At 66.0% G+C, this 18245-nt stretch carries 19 protein-coding genes; 10 read left to right on the top strand and 9 right to left on the bottom strand.

Annotated features, from left to right (window positions below; genetic code table 11):
• Positions 1–55: 55 nt before the first annotated feature.
• Complete coding sequence (locus tag O5M90_RS08275; protein ID WP_269840628.1) at positions 56–1195, bottom strand: PEP-CTERM sorting domain-containing protein; 1140 nt, start codon at positions 1193–1195, stop codon at positions 56–58.
• A 233-nt stretch (positions 1196–1428) separates the two neighbouring features.
• On the bottom strand, positions 1429–1554 hold the full coding sequence (locus O5M90_RS08270) for a hypothetical protein (protein ID WP_269840627.1): 126 nt from the start codon (positions 1552–1554) through the stop codon (positions 1429–1431).
• Between the two features lie 147 nt (positions 1555–1701).
• On the opposite strand from O5M90_RS08270, the gene O5M90_RS08265 reads away from it, so the two are divergent.
• The 5 genes from O5M90_RS08265 to O5M90_RS08245 all read left to right on the top strand — a co-directional run bounded on the left by O5M90_RS08265 (position 1702) and on the right by O5M90_RS08245 (position 5079).
• Complete coding sequence (locus O5M90_RS08265; RefSeq protein ID WP_269840626.1) at positions 1702–2325, top strand: DUF3885 domain-containing protein; 624 nt, start codon at positions 1702–1704, stop codon at positions 2323–2325.
• A gap of 142 nt (positions 2326–2467) precedes the next feature.
• Complete coding sequence (locus tag O5M90_RS08260; RefSeq protein ID WP_269840625.1) at positions 2468–2767, top strand: BrnA antitoxin family protein; 300 nt, start codon at positions 2468–2470, stop codon at positions 2765–2767.
• Positions 2764–3294: a DUF4259 domain-containing protein gene (locus O5M90_RS08255; RefSeq protein WP_269840624.1), complete on the top strand. Its 531-nt coding sequence runs from the start codon at positions 2764–2766 to the stop codon at positions 3292–3294. Before O5M90_RS08260 ends, O5M90_RS08255 begins: the two co-directional genes overlap by 4 nt.
• Positions 3295–3396: 102 nt before the next feature.
• The gene (locus O5M90_RS08250) at positions 3397–3855 is read left to right on the top strand and encodes a GNAT family N-acetyltransferase (protein WP_269840623.1); all 459 of its coding nucleotides are present in this window, start codon (positions 3397–3399) and stop codon (positions 3853–3855) included.
• A 597-nt stretch (positions 3856–4452) separates the two neighbouring features.
• Entirely contained in the window at positions 4453–5079 is a 627-nt protein-coding gene (locus O5M90_RS08245; protein WP_262969699.1) for a hypothetical protein, read from the top strand.
• A gap of 15 nt (positions 5080–5094) precedes the next feature.
• On the opposite strand, the gene recJ is transcribed toward O5M90_RS08245, so the two are convergent.
• Both recJ and O5M90_RS08235 read right to left on the bottom strand, forming a co-directional pair.
• Positions 5095–6828, bottom strand: coding sequence for a single-stranded-DNA-specific exonuclease RecJ (gene recJ / locus O5M90_RS08240; protein ID WP_269840621.1), 1734 nt, complete (start codon positions 6826–6828; stop codon positions 5095–5097).
• A complete protein-coding gene (locus O5M90_RS08235; RefSeq protein WP_269840620.1) occupies positions 6825–7754 on the bottom strand; it encodes a hypothetical protein in 930 nt (309 codons plus the stop codon). The genes recJ and O5M90_RS08235 overlap by 4 nt, the downstream gene beginning before the upstream one ends.
• 88 nt (positions 7755–7842) lie before the next feature.
• Here O5M90_RS08235 and O5M90_RS08230 point away from each other — a divergent pair, with 88 nt between their 5' ends.
• Both O5M90_RS08230 and ppk1 read left to right on the top strand, forming a co-directional pair.
• Positions 7843–8709: a UDP-2,3-diacylglucosamine diphosphatase gene (locus O5M90_RS08230; protein WP_269840619.1), complete on the top strand. Its 867-nt coding sequence runs from the start codon at positions 7843–7845 to the stop codon at positions 8707–8709.
• On the top strand, positions 8706–10772 hold the full coding sequence (gene ppk1 / locus O5M90_RS08225) for a polyphosphate kinase 1 (protein WP_137941664.1): 2067 nt from the start codon (positions 8706–8708) through the stop codon (positions 10770–10772). The genes O5M90_RS08230 and ppk1 overlap by 4 nt, the downstream gene beginning before the upstream one ends.
• 74 nt (positions 10773–10846) lie before the next feature.
• Here the strand turns inward: ppk1 and ppx are convergent, their stop codons facing one another.
• Positions 10847–12355, bottom strand: a complete 1509-nt coding sequence (gene ppx, locus O5M90_RS08220; RefSeq protein WP_269840618.1) for an exopolyphosphatase — start codon at positions 12353–12355, stop codon at positions 10847–10849.
• Between the two features lie 96 nt (positions 12356–12451).
• Between ppx and O5M90_RS08215 the strand changes: the two genes are divergently transcribed.
• Positions 12452–13327 (top strand): dienelactone hydrolase family protein, encoded by an 876-nt coding sequence (locus O5M90_RS08215; protein WP_269840617.1) that lies wholly within the window; start codon positions 12452–12454, stop codon positions 13325–13327.
• 73 nt (positions 13328–13400) lie between these two features.
• Positions 13401–14177 (top strand): ZIP family metal transporter, encoded by a 777-nt coding sequence (locus tag O5M90_RS08210; RefSeq protein WP_137941667.1) that lies wholly within the window; start codon positions 13401–13403, stop codon positions 14175–14177.
• A 19-nt stretch (positions 14178–14196) separates the two neighbouring features.
• Here the strand turns inward: O5M90_RS08210 and O5M90_RS08205 are convergent, their stop codons facing one another.
• The 4 genes from O5M90_RS08205 to O5M90_RS08190 form a co-directional block, all read right to left on the bottom strand.
• Complete coding sequence (locus tag O5M90_RS08205) at positions 14197–14631, bottom strand: universal stress protein (RefSeq protein WP_137941668.1); 435 nt, start codon at positions 14629–14631, stop codon at positions 14197–14199.
• A 94-nt stretch (positions 14632–14725) separates the two neighbouring features.
• The gene (locus O5M90_RS08200) at positions 14726–15571 is read right to left on the bottom strand and encodes a sulfurtransferase (RefSeq protein ID WP_269840616.1); all 846 of its coding nucleotides are present in this window, start codon (positions 15569–15571) and stop codon (positions 14726–14728) included.
• Complete coding sequence (locus O5M90_RS08195; RefSeq protein ID WP_137941670.1) at positions 15568–16461, bottom strand: DMT family transporter; 894 nt, start codon at positions 16459–16461, stop codon at positions 15568–15570. Before O5M90_RS08195 ends, O5M90_RS08200 begins: the two co-directional genes overlap by 4 nt.
• Positions 16462–16545: 84 nt before the next feature.
• Entirely contained in the window at positions 16546–17661 is a 1116-nt protein-coding gene (locus O5M90_RS08190; RefSeq protein WP_262969691.1) for an aromatic ring-hydroxylating oxygenase subunit alpha, read from the bottom strand.
• Between the two features lie 329 nt (positions 17662–17990).
• Between O5M90_RS08190 and O5M90_RS08185 the strand changes: the two genes are divergently transcribed.
• Positions 17991–18245, top strand: a complete 255-nt coding sequence (locus tag O5M90_RS08185; RefSeq protein WP_137941672.1) for an exodeoxyribonuclease VII small subunit — start codon at positions 17991–17993, stop codon at positions 18243–18245.

Raw genomic sequence — 18245 nt, 5'->3', positions numbered from 1 at the left:
GCGGGGTTTTGGGGGCGCAGCATGATCGAACTTAGCGGCGCTCTCAAGGCATCTATCAAGCCCGCTTCGAGGTCGCACGGCGGCGCCAAGCGAGCAGCGTGCCCATGCCGCCCAGCATCAGCGCATAGCTCGACGGCTCCGGCACCGGGCTCAGCACGAAAGCCTGTACCCCGCCGGTGAGCCGGTTGCGGGCCTCGCCCACCACCCAGCCCTGCTCGTTGATGTCCCGGGCCTCGCTGAAGTACCAGCCTGCCTCCGCCAGCCCCGCGTCGATGAAGCTGTTCAGATCTTTGGCCACCCCCTGGTCCCAGAGCGTGGCGTGGCGGATACCGCCGCCGAGCACCGAGTAGCCCACTATCACCGAACCGCTATCGTTCAGGTCATAGGCAGCCCCACCGATGGCGCCAGCTAGATCGAGCGCCTGCACCGAGCCATCGGGGCCCCATGTGTTGGGTCGATCGTCAACGCCGATATCGCTGAAGATGGCAAGACCTGCGATCTGGCCCTGCTCGTTGATACGCGTCGACCAGTTGTACCGCGCCGTCTCGCTCAACAGCGCCAATTGCTTGATGGACCCGTCGGCCTCCCAGAGCACGGCGCTCCCACCGCCGGATGCAGTCCCCGAATAGCCGACGATCTGCCCCTTGTTGTTGATGCCGTTGGCCTGGTTGTAGCTGCCACCCAGGCTGGCGAGGCGGTGGGCCACACCATCAGCGTCCCAGCGCACGGCACTTGTCTCAAAGCTCTGACCAAAATGGTCGAAGGCTCCGACGGCTTGACCGGCGTCATTGATGCCCATCGCAAGACCCTGACCCTCGCCGAGGGTTCCGAGCGCCTTGCCCCGGCCATCCTTGCTCCACATCGTTGCGACATAGCCAGGGCTATACCGGTCGTTGCTCATCATGGAGGAGCCCACCATCTGTCCGGAGCTGTTGATGGCGACCGCGCGACTGGAAACCGTGTTGCCGACCAGATCCAACGCGACCCACGAACCGTTCGCCTCCCATAAGCTAGCCCGCCAGCCTCCCTCGGCTGTGGAGACACGGCCCACGACCTGCCCCGACTGATTGACGCCCCAGGCGGAGCTCTCGCTCTCTGCCAGCCCGCCCAGCAGCGTGGTCCGATAATCCGCCGCTGCGGCAAAGGTGGCCACGCACAAACCGACCAGCGCAAACGCAGTCTTCTTCAATCGCATCTCTCTCTCCCTGTACTGGAATCTTCCAGTTTTTGCTATTGCTCCGCACCCGATGGGCGTCGAAACGGGGCCGGATGCACGCTATCGCGTGCCGTTGCCGGCCACCGGCGCCGACTATAGCCAGGGGCTGCCAATTCGCACCATCGCAATTCCGAGGCCTTGCCCGGCCTCCCCCGAGTCAGAGGGGGTAGGCCCGTTCGAGCAGATCGTGCATCACTTCGAAGCAAGCAGGGTCAGGTCTTGATACAGCCGACATGGCGGAGTGCGCCGTCATGCGGTGCCTCTGCCGTAGCGATGTCGATACTGTCCTTGCGGACGTCCAATCCGACGAAGCAGATGCTGGTAGATTTGCTCGCCATGGCCCGACTCCTCGCAAGCTCACAACGACCCAGCGGCCCGTCTGCAGGGTGCATTGGTGTAGCTCTGCAGGCCCAGCGCCTGCAACCTAAGGTATCGCAGGGGTCAGGCCGCCCGGTGTCACGACGCCATCTTGTCTAGAGGTTTCCTTGAGCCTGCGCACCGACATCGAAAGGATCTTCCACGGAAAGGTCTTTGTTCGTCCATTGTTCTACGAGTACGGCCAAGCCCTGCGGTTCGAGCTGTCCGAAGGCGATTCGGCGATCGCGCAGTTTCTATCTGCGCTCAACAAGGCCCTAACCATCTGCGAGGATATCTTCGCTCCAGATGAAGATTTGGTGGTCTGTCTTCGCTTCTGGCACGACGGCTCACGGTTCGAACACCGAAAAATGCTTCGAGAGCTTAGAGCTGCGGATATTCGCCCTCCGCGCGCTCGCTGTTTATGGGATGAGCCTGTACCTGAAGAGGATCGCATCGAAGAAGGGCTTAATGAACGATGGGCGAACATCGCATTCAGTGTCCCAAGAGCTAAGCTTCAGAATCTCCTGTGGTGTGCGCTTTCACATGATTTCTCAAGTATCCGACCCAACCCAGGCGGCCTCATTTACCTTTTCGATCTAAGCAAAGAAATCGCGGTTTGGCCGTACGACGACAGAGGCATGGACGTCGCTGGCAACGACACGCAATTCCTTGCCTCGCTCTATAAGAAGCACGAGCGCTTTCTACTCGACCACGATCGATCGGCAATGGATGCGAAATTCGGAATCCTTTGATAAGTCGTGCCGCCTGCGTCACAAAGCCAATTTTCTAGCAGCCCCCTGCCATACGAATTAACCCTCGTGGCATTTGTAGATCGTGGCGAGACGCGAAGAATCATCAGCTTGCGCAGAGCCAACCGACGCGAGGTGAAGCACTATGTCCAAAGTTTCTAAGCGCCCTGCCATCGTCATGCCGACGGTGGTGGAGGACAAGGCAATCACGACGGCCGCAAAGGCCGACCCCGACGCGCAACCCCTGACCCCGAAACAACTGCAAGCCATGGTGCCGATGAAAGCCCTGCGCGGCCGGCCCAAGTCTGAGAACAAGAAGCTGCTGGTGTCGGTCCGCTACAGCCCTGAGGTTGTGGCCTACTTCAAGTCAACCGGCGAGGGGTGGCAGTCACGCATGGATGGCGTGCTTCGGCAATACGTTGCTCGTCAATCGCGGCGAGCGTGAGGCCGAACCATTCGCTCACGAAGCGAGCAGGGTACGACGACAAGGCTGTGATCCGCGTAAATCTGCCAGAGCTGGCGGCGCAGATCGAACTTGGGCGCGTTGCGGGCGCGGCCGCGCTTCTTGCCCTTGGTCGCAACGCCATGTCATTCGCACCTCTGACAGAATCAAGCGCCACGCAACAAAGGGAGATGGCAATGGGAACCTGGGGACCCGCAGCATGGGACAACGACTCGGCGGCCGACTGGTTTGCCGACATGTTCGAAGAGACCAGGCTGGCGGAATTCGTGCAGCGTGCGCTTGAACAAGACCCCGAAGACTCACCCGACGAGATTCGGGCCGCCGCACATGTGCTCATTGCCCTTGGCAGGACGTATATCTGGCCGGTCGACCAGCTAGACGATCACTTGAAGCTCGCAATCGCTCGACTCGAGACCATCAAGGCCATGTACTCGGAAGAGTCCCCCGACTTCGAGCACACCATTGATGATGAGCTTGCAAGCCTACGGGCAGCGCTCGGGGCCAATTGACGCCCAACAGGCTGTTTCCCCCTCTGACTGAGGCTGACGCGAGCTGCCGAGGGCCTGGCCGCGATTTGAAATCGTCGCGAAGCCATCTTTTCTAGACAACAAATGAATATCCGTCCCTACACCCCCAATGACTGGACTCGCGTATGCGAAATCCACGACGCGGCCCGTCGCGATGAGTTGGCCGCAGCCGGGCTCGGCGATGCCTATCTGACGCTGGCACAGACGGCCGACAACGAAGGCTTCCATGAGTACGAGATTCGTGTCGCCGAGCGCGACGACGGGCATGTCCTGGGGTTTGTGGCTTTCTCGCCGGACGAACTGGCCTGGCTCTACGTCGACCCGCTGTTCTACGGCAGGGGCGTCGGCTCGGCCCTGATACAGGCGGCGCTTTGCGAGACGGGGGCAGCACTGAGCGCCGAGGTGCTCGACGGCAATAAGGCCGCACTGGCGACCTACAAGAAGGCCGGCTTTGTCGAGACCGGTCAGGCCCATGGGCGCATGCCCGGCAACGAGAGTTTCGCGGTGACGGTGTCAGAGTTGAGGCATCCGGGTCTTGCTTGAGTCGCCCGTCCGTGGGGCGATCCGGTGCCCCGAGGGCAGTGCTTGCCGAGTCGCTCGATGAGCTCGGTCAGCCGATCTGTAGCCGTCCTGCCATCCCGTCTTGAAGTTTGCCGCTGAGCCGGCAAGGATCATGTCCGCGATCAGACGATGGTGGACACGATTCAACATGGTGCGTAGTGCGCCCGCCAGAAGGTCGCTCATCACGGCGCTGCTTGAGGCACGTCTCTAGTCAGGTTGTTGGATGTGCACGGTTACCGAACAAGGTAGAACCCTCAAATGCGGTCGAACGGTGCAAAGCGTGAACATGCCAGTCGGCCCGCAAATTCTCGTTGTTAGTTTTCTGTACACAGGGAGATTGAGATGAAGACAGTTGGCGTACTAGCTCTCGTCAGCTCCGCAATTGTTCTTTCGTCGTGCCAGATCTTTGGCAATGTACGGACGACTGTTACAGATCTGCAGCCAACTATCGGGACCTCATGGGGCTCGCTAGCGCTAACCGACCCAGGCGGAGCCCCGATCGGTTCCCCCGAATGCAATGCGAACCCATCCCCAGCGGCGCCAGATGTGAATGCGTGGTGGGCTGGTCTTGGAACTACCGTGACTGCAGCCAATGCAGTGGTCGGCTTCAACTTATGGAGCAACACAAATCCTGGCTGTGGTGTGGTTCGGCATGATTTGTTCCGGCCGCACATGAGCTTCAGCTTGGCGCCCTTGCGAGCGGTTCCAACGGGGAATCTATCGCTGCAGGATGCCCTGGCCTCTGCCAAACTTGTGTTCAATATCGTTGAGAACACACCGCTGCAGACCGGCGCGGGAATCACCTGCTCAAGAGGCTTCTCTGGCGGTGCGGCAAACCTGCTTCTTCTACGCCCGGGCACAATCGTGACTCCGGGACTTGCTCGCTCGCTACAGCTCCCTTCGTCATCCGTTGCCGGTCTGGTGGCATCCTTCCCTCCCACTACCGCAACGCCAATCCAGGATTTGGCCCAGTTGCAGCCTTCCGGCACCACCGGGCGCGCCACAGTGACGGCAACTGGGCCGGGCATTGCTCGAGTGGAGATCGATGTACGCGACTACTTGCTTGGTGCGCTCAACCGAGGCGACGCATCCATTGGTTTTGCTGTGTCAAGCGTAGGTGAGACGGCGATGGCAGTTTCTGGGGAGCCTCAGGTCAATTGCCGCACGTTCATAGGCGAAGTGGTCCTGCGGGCAGCCACGATATAGACGCGCCCCGACCCGCTACGCCATCGCCTCCACAATCATCTGCACCCGCTGCTGCCCCTGGTACTCGTCCAGGCTGAGCCGGTAGGCCAGCAGGCCGCGCTCGGGCACCGGGTCGATGTGACCGAACCAGATCGCGTCCCGCAGCACACCGCCCTGGCGCAGACGCAGCTTCAGATGGCGCTCGCCGACGATGCGTTGCGAGATCACCTGCACCTCGTCGCAGAACAGCGGCGCCTCGAAGGCCTGGCCCCAGACCTGGGCGTCGAGCTCGCGCACGGTCTCGGGCGTGAAGGCCTCGGCAGGCAGCGGGCCGTCGGTGCGCAGGGTGCGGGTCAGCGCGGCGGCGTCCAGCCACTCGCGGGCCACCTGCTGCATTGCCGCGTCGAAGGCCTCGAAGCCGTGCTCGACCAAGGTGCAGCCGGCCGCCATGGCATGGCCGCCGAACTTCTTCAGCAGCTCGGGGTGACGCTTGGAGACCAGGTCCAGTGCATCGCGCAGATGAAAGCCGGGGATCGAGCGGCCCGAGCCCTTGAGCTGGCCGTCGGCGCCGGTGGCGAACACAAAGGTGGGGCGGTGCAGCCGGTCCTTGAGCCGGCCAGCGACGATGCCGATCACACCCTCGTGGAACTCGGGCTCGTAGATGCACAGGGCCGGCGGGGCGTCGCCGCTAGGCATTAGCTCATCCAGCTTGGCCTCGGCCTGCTCGCGCATGCCGGCCTCGATTTCTCGGCGCTCGCGGTTGATCGCATCGAGCTGGCGGGCCAGCTCCAGCGCGCGCGCCGGGTCATCGGTGCACAGGCACTCGATGCCCAAGGTCATATCGGACAGGCGGCCCGCGGCATTGATGCGCGGCCCCAAGGCGAAACCCAGGTCGAAGGCATTGGCCCGTGAGGCATCGCGGCCGGCGGCGCTGAACAGGGCCGCGACGCCGGGCTGCATGCGGCCGGCGCGCATGCGGCGCAGGCCTTGGGCCACCAGGCGGCGGTTGTTGGCGTCGAGTCTGACGACATCGGCCACCGTGCCCAGCGCCACCAGGTCCAGCAGGCCGTCCAGCCGCGGCTGGCTCGTGGCGTCGAAACGGCCGCGCCGGCGCAGCTCGCTGCGCAGCGCCAGCAGCACATAGAAGGCCACGCCGACGCCGGCCAGGTTCTTGCTCTCGAAGCTGCAGCCCGGCTGATTCGGGTTCACCAGGGACTCGGCCTCGGGCACGACGGTGACACCATCGACCAGCGCCGGCAGATGGTGATCGGTCACCAGCACCTTCAGGCCCAGGGCCTGGGCATGGGCGACGCCGGCCAGGCTGGCGATGCCGTTGTCCACCGTCATCAGCAGGGCGGGGCGCTGACTTTCAGGGCCTTGCATGGCCAGCTCGACGATGGTGGGCGTCAGCCCGTAGCCGTGCACGGCGCGGTCCGGCACCACATAGCCGACGGTGTCAGGTCTTGCGCCCAGCATCCTGAGGCCGCGCAGCGCGACGCTGCAGGCGGTGGCGCCGTCGCAGTCGTAGTCGGCGACGATGCAGATGCGCGCGCCGGCCTCTATCGTGTCGGCCAGCAGCGCGGCGGCTGCGGCCATGCCCTTCATGCCCTCGGGCGGCAGCAGCCGGGCCAGGCCGTCGTCCAGCTCATCGGCCGTGCGCACGCCGCGGGCCGCGAACAGCCGGGCCAGCAGCGGCGAGAGGCCGGCCTGCTCCAGCGCCCAGCTGGCGCGCGGCGAGACCTCGCGGGTCAGCAGCTGCGGCGCGCTCATAGGTCCTCCAGAGCGGCCAGCACATCGCCCTTGGGCGCAGCGAGCTTGTGCCAGAGCTGGCTCAGGCCGCTCCTGGCCTGGGGCCGGTAGTGGCGCGCGAAGCGTTCGCCGCAAAGCGTCAGCTCGACCGGCTGGCCCGCCTCGGCGCGCTGCAGCAGTTCGCGCAGCGGCTCGGCGTCCAGCTGGGCCCAGGCCTCGGCCCAGGCGGCCCAGTCCTCGTTGATCAGCGGCTCGCGCAGCCGGGTGTCGACGTGTAAATCGGGCTGCGGCGCGCGCGGCCGGGCGCGGCCGCAGCCGGAAATCCAGACCGAGTTCAGCAGCAGCGCGCCGCGCGCCTCGCGGGCCTCGTTCAGCGCGTGGCGGTGCAGCAGCATCTGCAGCTCGTTTTGCAGGCTGCGCAGGCGCCGCGCCTCGGGCATCCAGGGGTCGACATTGCGGTTGATGACGCGCTCCAGGCTGGCGCTCGGCAAGTCGGCCAGGCTCTCATGCGCGACATACCAGCGGGTCGGCGCGCCCCAGGCCATGGTCCAGCCCTCATCGGCAGGGAACAGCCAGGCCAGCGATTCGAAGAAGGCGCGCGACTCGGCCTCGTCCAGTTTCAGCGCCTGCGGGTTGAAGGCGGTGATCTGGTCGCTGCCGACCGACAGATGCAGCGGCGTCAGCAAGGCCCAGGCCTTGGCCTCGACCGCGATGCCGTCATCGGCGGCCTGGGCCGCCGCGAAGGGCAGCGGGGTGTCGGCGGCCCAACCCCATTGGGCGGCCAGGGCCAGCTCCAGCGGGGTGTGGGGGCTGTATTCGTCGCTACCCAGGCTGCTGTCGGGGGCCAGCCGGCCCAGCAGGGCGGCCAGGCGGGGCAGGGCCAGGGTCTGGGCGGCGTGGCGGCCGGCCTCGCCCAGGGCGCAGGCGTGGGGAATCATCAGATGCATGGGCGCGATTATCGAGGCCGGCCGCTGTCACCCATTCTTCACGGCCCCGCCACGGCGCCGACATCGGCGGTGCCCATGCTGAAGGACCATGAAGCGAGCCCACGACATGGACCCGAGCGATGCCCCCGACGAGCGTGGCAGCCTGCGCTTTCGCACCGTCTGGATTTCGGACCTGCATCTGGGCACGCCGGGCTGCCAGGCCGAGGCCTTGCTCGACTTCCTGCGCGAAGTCGAGTGCGAGCAGCTCTTCCTGGTCGGCGACATCATCGACGGCTGGCAGCTGCGGCGCAGCTGGTACTGGCCGCAGGCGCACAACGATGTGGTGCAGAAGCTGCTGCGCAAGGCACGCAAGGGCTGCCGCGTGGTCTTCATCCCCGGCAACCACGACGAGTTCGCCCGCAAGTATCTGCAGCACAGCTTCGGCGGCATCGAGGTGGCCGAGGAGTGGATCCATGAGACGGCCGACGGCCGCAAGCTCTGGGTCACGCACGGCGATCTGTTCGACGGCGTTATCCAGTGCGCCAAATGGCTGGCCCATGTCGGCGACACGGCCTACGAGTTCACGCTCAAGCTCAACCGCTATCTGAACTCGCTGCGCGCGCGTCTGGGCCTGCCCTACTGGAGCCTGTCCAAATACCTGAAGCTCAAGGTCAAGCGCGCCGTCAGCTATGTGTCCGATTTCGAGGAGGCGCTGGCCCGCGAGGCGCGCAAGCGCGGCGTGCAGGGCGTGGTCTGCGGCCATATCCACCATGCCGAGCTGCGCGATATCGACGGCATCCTCTACGCCAACGATGGCGACTGGGTCGAGAGCCTGACCGCCCTGGTCGAACATGCCGATGGCCGGCTCGAGATCCTGGACTGGAGCGCGCTGCGCGCGGCGGCCCCGGAACCCGTCACAAAGCGGCTGGTGTCCGTCATGAAAATGTCATCCACCGTTCATAAAATCATTCAATGACGCTGCCGGCTACGCCTTCGCTCGCCCTGCTCAATCGGGAGCAGGCCATCCTCGAATTCAATCGGCGTGTGCTGGCCCAGGCCCAGCGCGACGATGTGCCGCTGCTGGAGCGGTTGCGCTATATCTGCATCGTCTCGTCCAACCTCGACGAGTTCTTCGAGGTGCGCTTCGCCGACATGCTGGAGGCGGCCCGCGATCCAGCCAGCCAGGTCAGCAGCCGCGATGTCGAGCGGGTCGGCCGCGCTGCCCATGTGCTGATCGACCAGCAGTACGCGATCTTCAACGAGCAGGTGATGCCGGTGCTGTTGAAGGAGCATATCTGCATCCTCAACCATGCCGACCGCAACGAGGAGCAGCGCCGCTGGGTCGGCAAGTTCTTCGAGCGCGAGGTGCGGCCGCTCTTGATGCCGGTGGGCCTGGATCCGGCCCACCCCTTCCCGCAGGTGGCTAACAAGTCGCTGCACTTCATCGCGCGCCTGTCGGGCAAGGACGCCTTCGGCCGCGACAACCGCATCGCCATCGTCAAGGTGCCGCGCGTGCTGCCGCGCGTGATCAAGCTGCCCGAGGCGATCAGCGGTGGCCAGCAGGCTTTTGTGCTGCTGACCAGCGTGATCCGCGCCCATCTGGAGGAGCTGTTTCCGGGGCGCCAGGTCGAGGCCTTCTCGCAGTTTCGCGTCACCCGCGACTCCGACCTGGAGGTCGACGAGGAGGAAATTGCGAACCTGCGCCATGCGCTGCGCTCGGGCCTGACGACCCGGCATTTCGGCCGCGCGGTACGGCTGGAAGTGGTCAACACCTGTCCGGAGGAGCTGTCGCAGTTTCTGCTGGAGCAGTTCGTGCTGCCGCCGGCGGCGCTCTACCGTGTCAACGGCCCGGTCAATCTGGTGCGGCTGAACGAGCTGATCGACCAGACCGACGCGCCCGCGCTGCGTTTCGCGCCGCACGAGCCGGTCTGGCCCGAGGGCCGGCTGCCGCGCGGCAAGTCCATCATCGACCGCATCAAGAAGGCCGATGTGCTGCTGCACCACCCCTTCGAGAGCTTCGAGCCGGTGCTGGAGTTCCTGCGCGAGGCGGTGCATGACCCCGATGTGCTGGCGATCAAGCAGACGGTCTACCGCACCGGCAGCAAGTCCGAGCTGATGGATCTCTTGATCGAGGCGGCGCGGCGCGGCAAGGAGGTGATGGTGGTCGTCGAGCTGAAGGCGCGCTTCGACGAGGAGGCCAATATCAACTGGGCCGAGCGGCTGGAGGCGGTCGGCGCCCAGGTGGTGTACGGCATCGTCGGCTACAAGACCCATGCCAAGCTCTTGATGGTGATGCGCCGCGAGATGCACGGTGGCAAGCCGGTGCTGCGCCGCTACGCCCATCTGTCGACTGGCAACTACAACCCCAAGACCGCGCGGCTCTACACCGACCTGGGCTATCTGACCGCCGACCCCGACATCACCGCCGATGCCGACACGGTGTTCCGCCAGCTCGCCTCGCTGGGCAAGATCAAGGCGCCCAAGCGTCTGTTGCTGGCGCCCTTCAATATGCACAGCCGCATGATGGAGTTCCTGCAGCAGGTCACCGAGGCCGCGCGTGCCGGCTATGCGGCGCGGGTGGTGCTGAAGATCAATGCGCTGACCGATGCCGAGCTGATCGGCGGTCTGCTCGCGGCCGGCCAGGCCGGTGCGCGGGTCGATCTGATCGTGCGGGGCGCCTGCATGCTGCCGCCGGGGCTGCCGGGCGTCAGCGAGAACATCCTGGTGCGCTCGGTGGTGGGGCGTTTTCTGGAGCACTCGCGCGTCAGCTATTTCCGCTGGGGCGATGGCGAGGAGCAGGAGGCGCTGTACCTCTCCAGCGCCGACTGGATGAGCCGCAATATGTTCCGCCGCATCGAGGTGGCCTGGCCGGTGTTGGACCCCAAGCTGCGCCAGCGCGTCATCGACGAGGCGCTGCAGCCCTATCTGCACGACAGCCTGGATGCCTGGCAGCTGGGCCCCGACGGCCATTCCAACCGCATCTCCGACAGCGGCGTCAGCGCCCAGCAGGTGCTGATGCGGCACTTCGGGCCGGACTGAGCCGGCCCCGGGGCACTCAGGCCTGCAGGCGCAGGCCGCCCTTGGTCACGCCTGCAGCCGCAGGCAAGCGCTGATCACGCCTGCAGTCGCAGGCTCAAGGCCCCGTTGCGCGTCCAGGCCTCGGCCTCCTCGCGCAGCAGGTAGACCGCGCGCGGCTGCTGCGCCGCCCAGCGCTGGGTCAGGCTCAGCAGCACGCCCTGCTTGTCGCGCGTCAGTTTCAGCGCCTGCGGACTGACGGCGCTGCGCCCATGGCAGGCCAGCACGGCCAGGCGCAGGGCCAGCAGCTGCCAGACAAAGTCGGCATCGGGCAGCTTGGCCTCCAGCTTGCGCAGGCCGCCGCGCTGGCCCAGCGCCAGATCGGCCAGGCGGCGCAGCTGGCTTTGCGAGAAGCCGGCTGCATCGACATGGGACAGCAGATAGGCGCTGTGGCGGTGATGGTCGTGGTGCGACACCATCATGCCGATCTCGTGCAGCGCGGCAGCCCAGCCCAGCTCGCGCTGCAGCTCGCGCGGCGCCTGCGGCTGCAGCTGCTTGTACAGACCCAGGGCCAGCTGCCGCACGCGCTGGGCCTGCCCGGTGTCGACGCCGAAGCGCTGCTGCAGCGCCGTCACCGAGTGGTCGCGCATATCGCCCAGCGTCGCGTGGCGCTCGGCCTCCAGACGCTCGGCCAGATCGAAGATCACGCCCTGGCGCAGCGCGCCCTTGGTGGGCAGCAGCTCCTCGATGCCGAACTGAGTCAGCAAGGTGTAGAGAATGCACAGCCCGCCGCCGACCACCGCACGGCGGTCTTCCTTCAGGCCGGGCAGCTTGAGCTTGTCGACATGGCCCATCTCCAGACATTGGGCGATGCACCAGCGCAAGGCATCGGGCGTGATGCGGCCATCGGTGATGCCGCTGCCGGCCAGCAGCTGCGAGACCGCGCCCACCGTGCCCGAGGAGCCCAACGCTTCGCGCCACAGCGCGCGGTCGAAAAGGCTCAGCGCCTCCTCCAGCTCGGCGCCGGCCGCCACCTGGGCGGCGCGGAAGGCCTCGGCCGTGAACAGGCCTTCGGGGAAAAAGCGCATCGACAGGCTGACGCTGCCGACCTGGAAGCTCTCGGCCGTGATGGGCGTGCGGCCCTGGCCCAGGATCATCTCGGTGGAGCGGCCGCCGATGTCGATCACCAGGCGCGGCTTGTCCGAGGCCTGCAGCCGCGCCACGCCGGCATAGATCAGGCGCGCCTCTTCGCGGCCCGAGATCACCTCGATTGGGAAGCCCAGCAGCTGCTCGGCACGGCGCAGGAACTCGTCGCGGTTGCGCGCCTCGCGCAGGGTCTGGGTGGCGACCGCGCGCACCTGCTGCGGCGCGAATCCCTGCAGCCGTTGCGCAAAGCGGGCCAGGCAATCGAGGCCCCGCTGCATGGCGGCCTCGGTCAGCCGGCCCTCGGCATCAAGACCTGCCCCCAGGCGCACGGTCTCCTTCAGATACTCCAGCCGCTTGTACTGCTCTCGGTGCAGCTGGGCGATCTCCAAGCGAAAGCTGTTGGAGCCCATGTCGATGGCGGCAAGCGTGGACGGTGCGTTCAGGGTGGCGGGCAAACTCATGGCGGAGGATTGTCGCGGCAAACCAAGGCGCGCCGATGGCAGCCACCTAGAATCCGCTGTCCCTGCAACGCAACACCTGTCACAGGAGAGTCTGAAATGCCGAAGGAAGATGTGGAGAGCCTGCATCCGGGACGCGACTTCAACCGCCGCGATTTCGTCCACACCGCGGTTGGCAGCGGCTTTGCCGCCGCCGTGCTGCCGGTGATGGCCCAGACTGTGATCAAGACCGACAGCCAGGGCCTGGAGGTCGGCGAGGTGATGATCACGGCGGGCGACTTCAAGCTGCCGGCCTACCGCGCCCAGCCCGCCGGCGCCAAGAATCCGCCGGTGATCCTGGTGATCAGCGAGATTTTCGGCGTGCACGAGCACATTGCCGATGTGGCACGGCGTTTCGCGAAGCAGGGTTATCTGGCGATCGCGCCCGAGCTGTTCGTGCGCCAGGGCGATGCCGGCAGCTACGGTGAGACCGCCAAGCTGATCGCCGAGGTGATCAACCAGGTGCCGGACGCTCAGGTGATGGCCGATCTGGATGCCACCGTGGCCTGGGCCAAAGCCCAGGGCGGTGATACCTCGCGGCTGGCCATCACCGGCTTTTGCTGGGGCGGCCGCATCACCTGGCTCTACACGGCCCACAACCCGGGCGTGAAGGCCGGCGTGGCCTGGTACGGGCGCCTGGTGGGGCAGTCGGTGCCGCTGCAGCCCAGGTTTCCTATCGATGTCACCGGCCAGTTGCATGCCCCGGTGCTGGGCTTGTACGGCGGCCAGGATGCTGGCATCCCTCTTGACACGGTTGATAAGATGAAGTCTGCCCTGGCCCAAGGCTCGGCGGCCGCCAAGCGCAGCGAGTTCCATCTCTATGCCGAGGCGCCGCATGCTTTCCATGCCGACTACCGCCCCAGCTACCGCAAGGAAGCGGCCGAGGATGGCTGGAAGCGCTGTCTGCGCTGGCTGAAGGCGAACGGCGCGGGCTGAGCCGCGCCGGCCTGGCGGCGAACCGCGTCCGAGACTCGATCGGGCGCGGTTTGTTTTTGTTCACTGGATTTTCATGACTCTTTTCTACATCGTGCTCGCCACCCTGGTGGGCGGGCTGCTGTCGGTGCTGATCGCGGCCAGCCTGACCGTCGGGTTGCTGGGGCGCGTGGTCAAGCACCTGGTCAGCCTGTCGACCGGCGTGCTGCTGGGCACGGCCTTGCTGCATGTGCTGCCCGAGGCTTTCGAGGGCCAGGCCAGCCCGCATGAGCTGTTCCTGGTGCTGCTGGGCGGGCTGATGTTCTTCTTCTTGCTGGAGAAGGCCGAGCTGTACCGCCATACCCATCACCACGAGGGCGACGGCCACCACCATCACCACCACTTCGATTCGGAGCAGGCGGGGCGCGGCGGGCTGGCCGTGCTGGTGGGCGACTCGATCCACAATTTCTGCGACGGCATCATCATCGCCGCGGCCTTTCTGGCCGACACCCATCTGGGCTTCGTCACCGCGATGGCCATCATCGCCCACGAAATCCCGCAGGAGGTGGGCGACTACATCGTGCTGCTGAACGCCGGCTTCTCGCGCGCCAAGGCCCTGCTCTACAACGCGATTTCGGGCCTGGCGGCGGTGGTCGGCGGGGTGCTGGGCTACTTCGTGGTCGGTCCCTGGCAAGACCTGTTTCCCTATCTGCTGGTGGCGGCGTCCAGCAGCTTCATCTACGTGGCGGTGGCCGATCTGATCCCGCAGCTGCAGCGCCGCCTGCCCTGGCGCGAAACCGCCGCCCAGCTGGCCTGGCTGGCGGCGGGTCTGGGGCTGGTTCTGGTCTTGGTGGGCGGCAGCCACGCGCATTGAGCGGCGGCCGCACCAGCCATCAGCGCACCACCAGCACCGGGATCGTGCAGTGGGTTAGCAACTTCTGGGTCTCGCTGCCCAGCAGCATGGCCTGAAAGCCGCGCCGGCCGTGCGAGGCCATCACGACCAGATCGGCCTCATGCGTCTTGGCGTGTTCGATCACCGCTTCCCAGGCGTGCAGGGCTTCGACCGTGTGGCCCTCGCAGGGCACGCCGGCGGCTTCGGCCGCGGCCACGACCTCCTTGACCCGGGCGCTGGCGATGCGCTCCTGGGCATCGAAGAACTCCTGCGGCGGGGTCGGCTGCATCTCGGAGACGGCGCTGTAGGGGAAAGGCTCCTTGACGCTGACCGCATAGAGGCGGGCGCCGTGGATCTTGGCCAGCTGGACGGCGGTGCCGACGGCCTTGGCCGTGATCTCGGAGCCGTCGGTCGGGACAATGATGCGCTTGAACATGGCGATCCTCCTTGTGCCTGGCACCCCGGGGTTCGGGGTTGGGCTGATCTTGCCTTGCCGCGCCCGGCTTGTCTTGCGCTATCTCAAGCGCGTCTCATCCCAGGGCCACCGGGCGCCGCGGGTCGGACGACCATTCGCTCCACGAACCGGGGTAGAGCGCGGACCCGACCAGGCCCGCATGCGCCATCGCCAGCAGGTTGTGGCAGGCGGTGACGCCTGAGCCGCACTGGTGCACCGTCTGGGCTGGCGCATAGGGCGCCAGCAGGGCGCTGAATTCCTGCCTGAGCTGCTCGGCCGGCAGGAACCGGCCATCAGGCCCCAGATTGCTCTTGAACAGGCGGTTGCTGGCGCCGGGGATGTGACCGGCCTTGGCGTCCAGCGGCTCGACCTCGCCACGAAAGCGCTCGCCGGCGCGGGCATCGATCAGGCGCACCCGGCCCAGGCTAGCCTGCAGGCGATCGGCATCCAGCGCCTGCACCAGCGGCGGGCCGGGTCTGAAATCGCCGGCCTGCTGTGGCGGCAGATCGGTGCTCAGCACACCGGCCGAGGCCAGCCAGGCCTGCAGGCCGCCGTCCAGCACGGCCACATCGGCATGGCCCAGCCACTGCAGCATCCACCAGGCGCGCGCCGCATACATGCCGCCCTGGGCGTCGTAGCAGACCACCTGGCTGTCGTGCCTCAGGCCCAGTGCCGCCAGCCGCTCGGCGAAGGCCTGGCGCTCGGGCAGCGGGTGGCGGCCATTGCTTCCTGTCTTGGGGGCGCTGAGATCGCGGTCCAGATGCAGATAGTGGGCGCCGGGCAGATGGCCTTGCGCGTAGGCGCGCTCGCCGGCACCGGTGTCGGCCAGATCGAAGCTCAGATCCAGCAGCAGCACGGGGCGCTCGGCCTGGGCTAGCAGGGCTTGCAGTTGCAGCGCGGAAACCAGGGTGTGATGGCTCATGATTCTGTGACCGAGTGTTGACTGTCCTTGGGGGTGCTGCGGGCCCGCAGCAGGGTGGCGGCCAGGCCGGCCGCGATGATCAGCGTCATGCCGGCCAGGGCCGTCCAGGTGATCGCGTCGCGGAACAGCAGCGCGCCGTAGATGAAGGAGAACACGATGCCCAGGTACTGCAGGCTGGCATTGACCAGGGTGCTGCCGCGGCCGTAGGCGCGCGTCATCATCAGCTGGGCGGCGGTGGCCAGCAGGCCCACCGCCAGCAGCAGGGCCGCGCCTTCGAGGCTGTGGGCATGCAGCTCGCCGAAACCCAGGGTGCCCAGCGCGCCGGCCAGCACGCCGCCCAGCGAGAAATAGAACACGATGCGGTCTTCCGGCTCGCCGGCCCGGCCCAGCGAGGTGACCTGCAGATAGGCCAGCGCCGACAACATGCCCGAGAGCAGGCCGGCCAGACCGTGCCAGAGCTGTTGCTGGTCCAGCGTCGGTCGCAGCACCAGGGCCACGCCGACAAAGCCCAGGAGCACCGCGCCGACCAGGCGGCCGTCGACCCGGGCGCTGCCCAGCATCACCGCACCGCCGATCAGGAACAGCGCCATCCAGACCGAGGACATGTAGTTCAGCGTCATCGCGGTGGCCAGCGGCAGCTTGCCGATCGAGTAGAACCACAGCGACAAGGCCAGCACGCCCGACAGGCTGCGCCAGAAATGCATGGCCGGCACCCGGGTGCGCAAGGTCTGACCCTGCCAGCGGCACAACGCGGCCATCATCAGCACGCCGATCAGGCCGCGGTACATGACGATCTCGCTGGCGTCATAGTGCGCGGAAGCGAGCTTGACGCAGACCCCCATCGTGGCGAACAGAAAGGTGGCGCAAATCATCAGCAAGGGGGCAGACATCGACATATTGTCGCGTCAGCAGATGCAAAAACGCCCCGGCAGCGAGCTGTACGGGGCGTTTGGCGCATGCAGGAGAAAACTCCCTCAGCCGGCGAACTTCATTTCGCGGCGGTACCACTCGTGGAAATGCTTCATGCCGTCTTCCATCGGGCTCTGGTAGGGGCCGACCTCATTGTCGCCGCGCTCCATCAGCGCGCGCCGGCCCTGGTCCATGCGCAGCGCGATCTCGTCGTCCTCGACACAGGTTTCCATATAGGCGGCCTGCTGGGCCTCGACGAAGTCGCGCTCGAAGGCGGCGATCTCCTCGGGGTAGTAGAACTCGACGATATTGGTGGTCTTCTGCGGGCCCTTGGGGTGCAGGGTCGAGACCACCAGCACATGCGGATACCACTCCACCATGATGTGCGGGTAGTAGGTCAGCCAGATCGCGCCCTGCTCGGGCGGCGCGCCATTGCCGAACTGCAGCACCTGCTCATGCCATTTGGCATAGGTGCTGGAGCCGGGCTTGCCGAGAGCCTGCTTGATGCCCACGGTCTGCACCGAATGGTGGCGGCCGAACTCCCAGGCTAGGTCCTCGCAGCTGACGAACTGACCCAGGCCCGGGTGGAAGGGGCCGACGTGATAGTCCTCCAGATAGACCTCGATAAAGGTCTTCCAGTTGTAGTCGCACTCATGGACATGCACCTTGTCCAGCACATAGCCGCTGAAATCCAGCTGGCCGGCCGTGCCCAGCTTGGCCAGCGAGGCGGCCACATCATGGCCGTTGTCCTCGAACAGCAGGCCATTCCACTCGCGGATCTTGTAGCGGTTCAGGTTCAGGCAGGGGTCCTGCTCGAAATGCGGTGCGCCGATCAGCTCGCCCTTCAGGTCATAGGTCCAGCGGTGCAGCGGGCAGACGATATTGCTGCGGGTGTTGCCACGCCCGCGCAGCATCACCGCCTGGCGATGCCGGCAGACATTGGACAGCAGCTCGATGCCTTGCGGCGTGCGCACCAGCGCGCGGCCCTCGCCCTCCTGAGGCAGGGCGTAGTGGTCGCCGATCTCGGGCACGGCCAGCGCGTGTCCCAGATAGCGCGGGCCGTGCTGGAAGATAAGTTCCTGCTCCCTGCGGAACAGGCCCTCATCGAAGTAGGACGTAACAGGCAGCTGAGTTGTGGCGCTGCGTTCAAGAACCGAGAGAGTGAGGCTCAGGTCGGACATGATCCAAGAGGGTCTCCAAGAAACCAATGTCAACCCCCCGGCTCGTTGCCGTGCGCAGCACAGGGCTGCGCGCGTGAGACCGGGTTTGTGTCAAAAAAGCCCGGTGGTGCCGGGCTCGGGAGGGGCACGCTGCCACGCCATGATGGCCGGGAGCGAGGGGCGCATTGTACCCAGCTCGGTGCGTACCCGCCTTGAGCGGGCGCAATGAAGGTAAAGAGCGGGTAAAGGCAAGCTCAGAGAGGCCTGTTGTGGCGGGTAGCTGACAGCCCTCTTGGGGGTGAATGGGCACCGAGGGTTGACCCGATACAATGGCGGTTTCGCGTTTTGCAATGACCAAGACCTCTGCCGCCGCCAAGAAAGCGTCCACCACGGACGCGGTTTCAGCCAGTTACGAGCAGGCGCTCGGCGAACTGGAGCGTTTGGTGGCGACGATGGAAGCGGGTCAGTTGCCGCTCGATCAGTTGCTGGACAGCTACCGGCGCGGCGCGGAGTTGCTTGGTTTCTGCCGCACTCGACTGCAGGCCGTAGAACAACAAGTCAAGGTTCTGGAGGGTGGGGAATTGAAGCCATGGGAGGACTCTTAA

The sequence above is a fragment of the Paucibacter sp. M5-1 genome (assembly GCF_027498415.2).
Lineage (GTDB): Bacteria > Pseudomonadota > Gammaproteobacteria > Burkholderiales > Burkholderiaceae_C > Roseateles_E.
The sequence above is the reverse complement of the archived record's forward strand: the minus strand, read 5'-3'. Positions and strand labels throughout refer to the sequence as shown.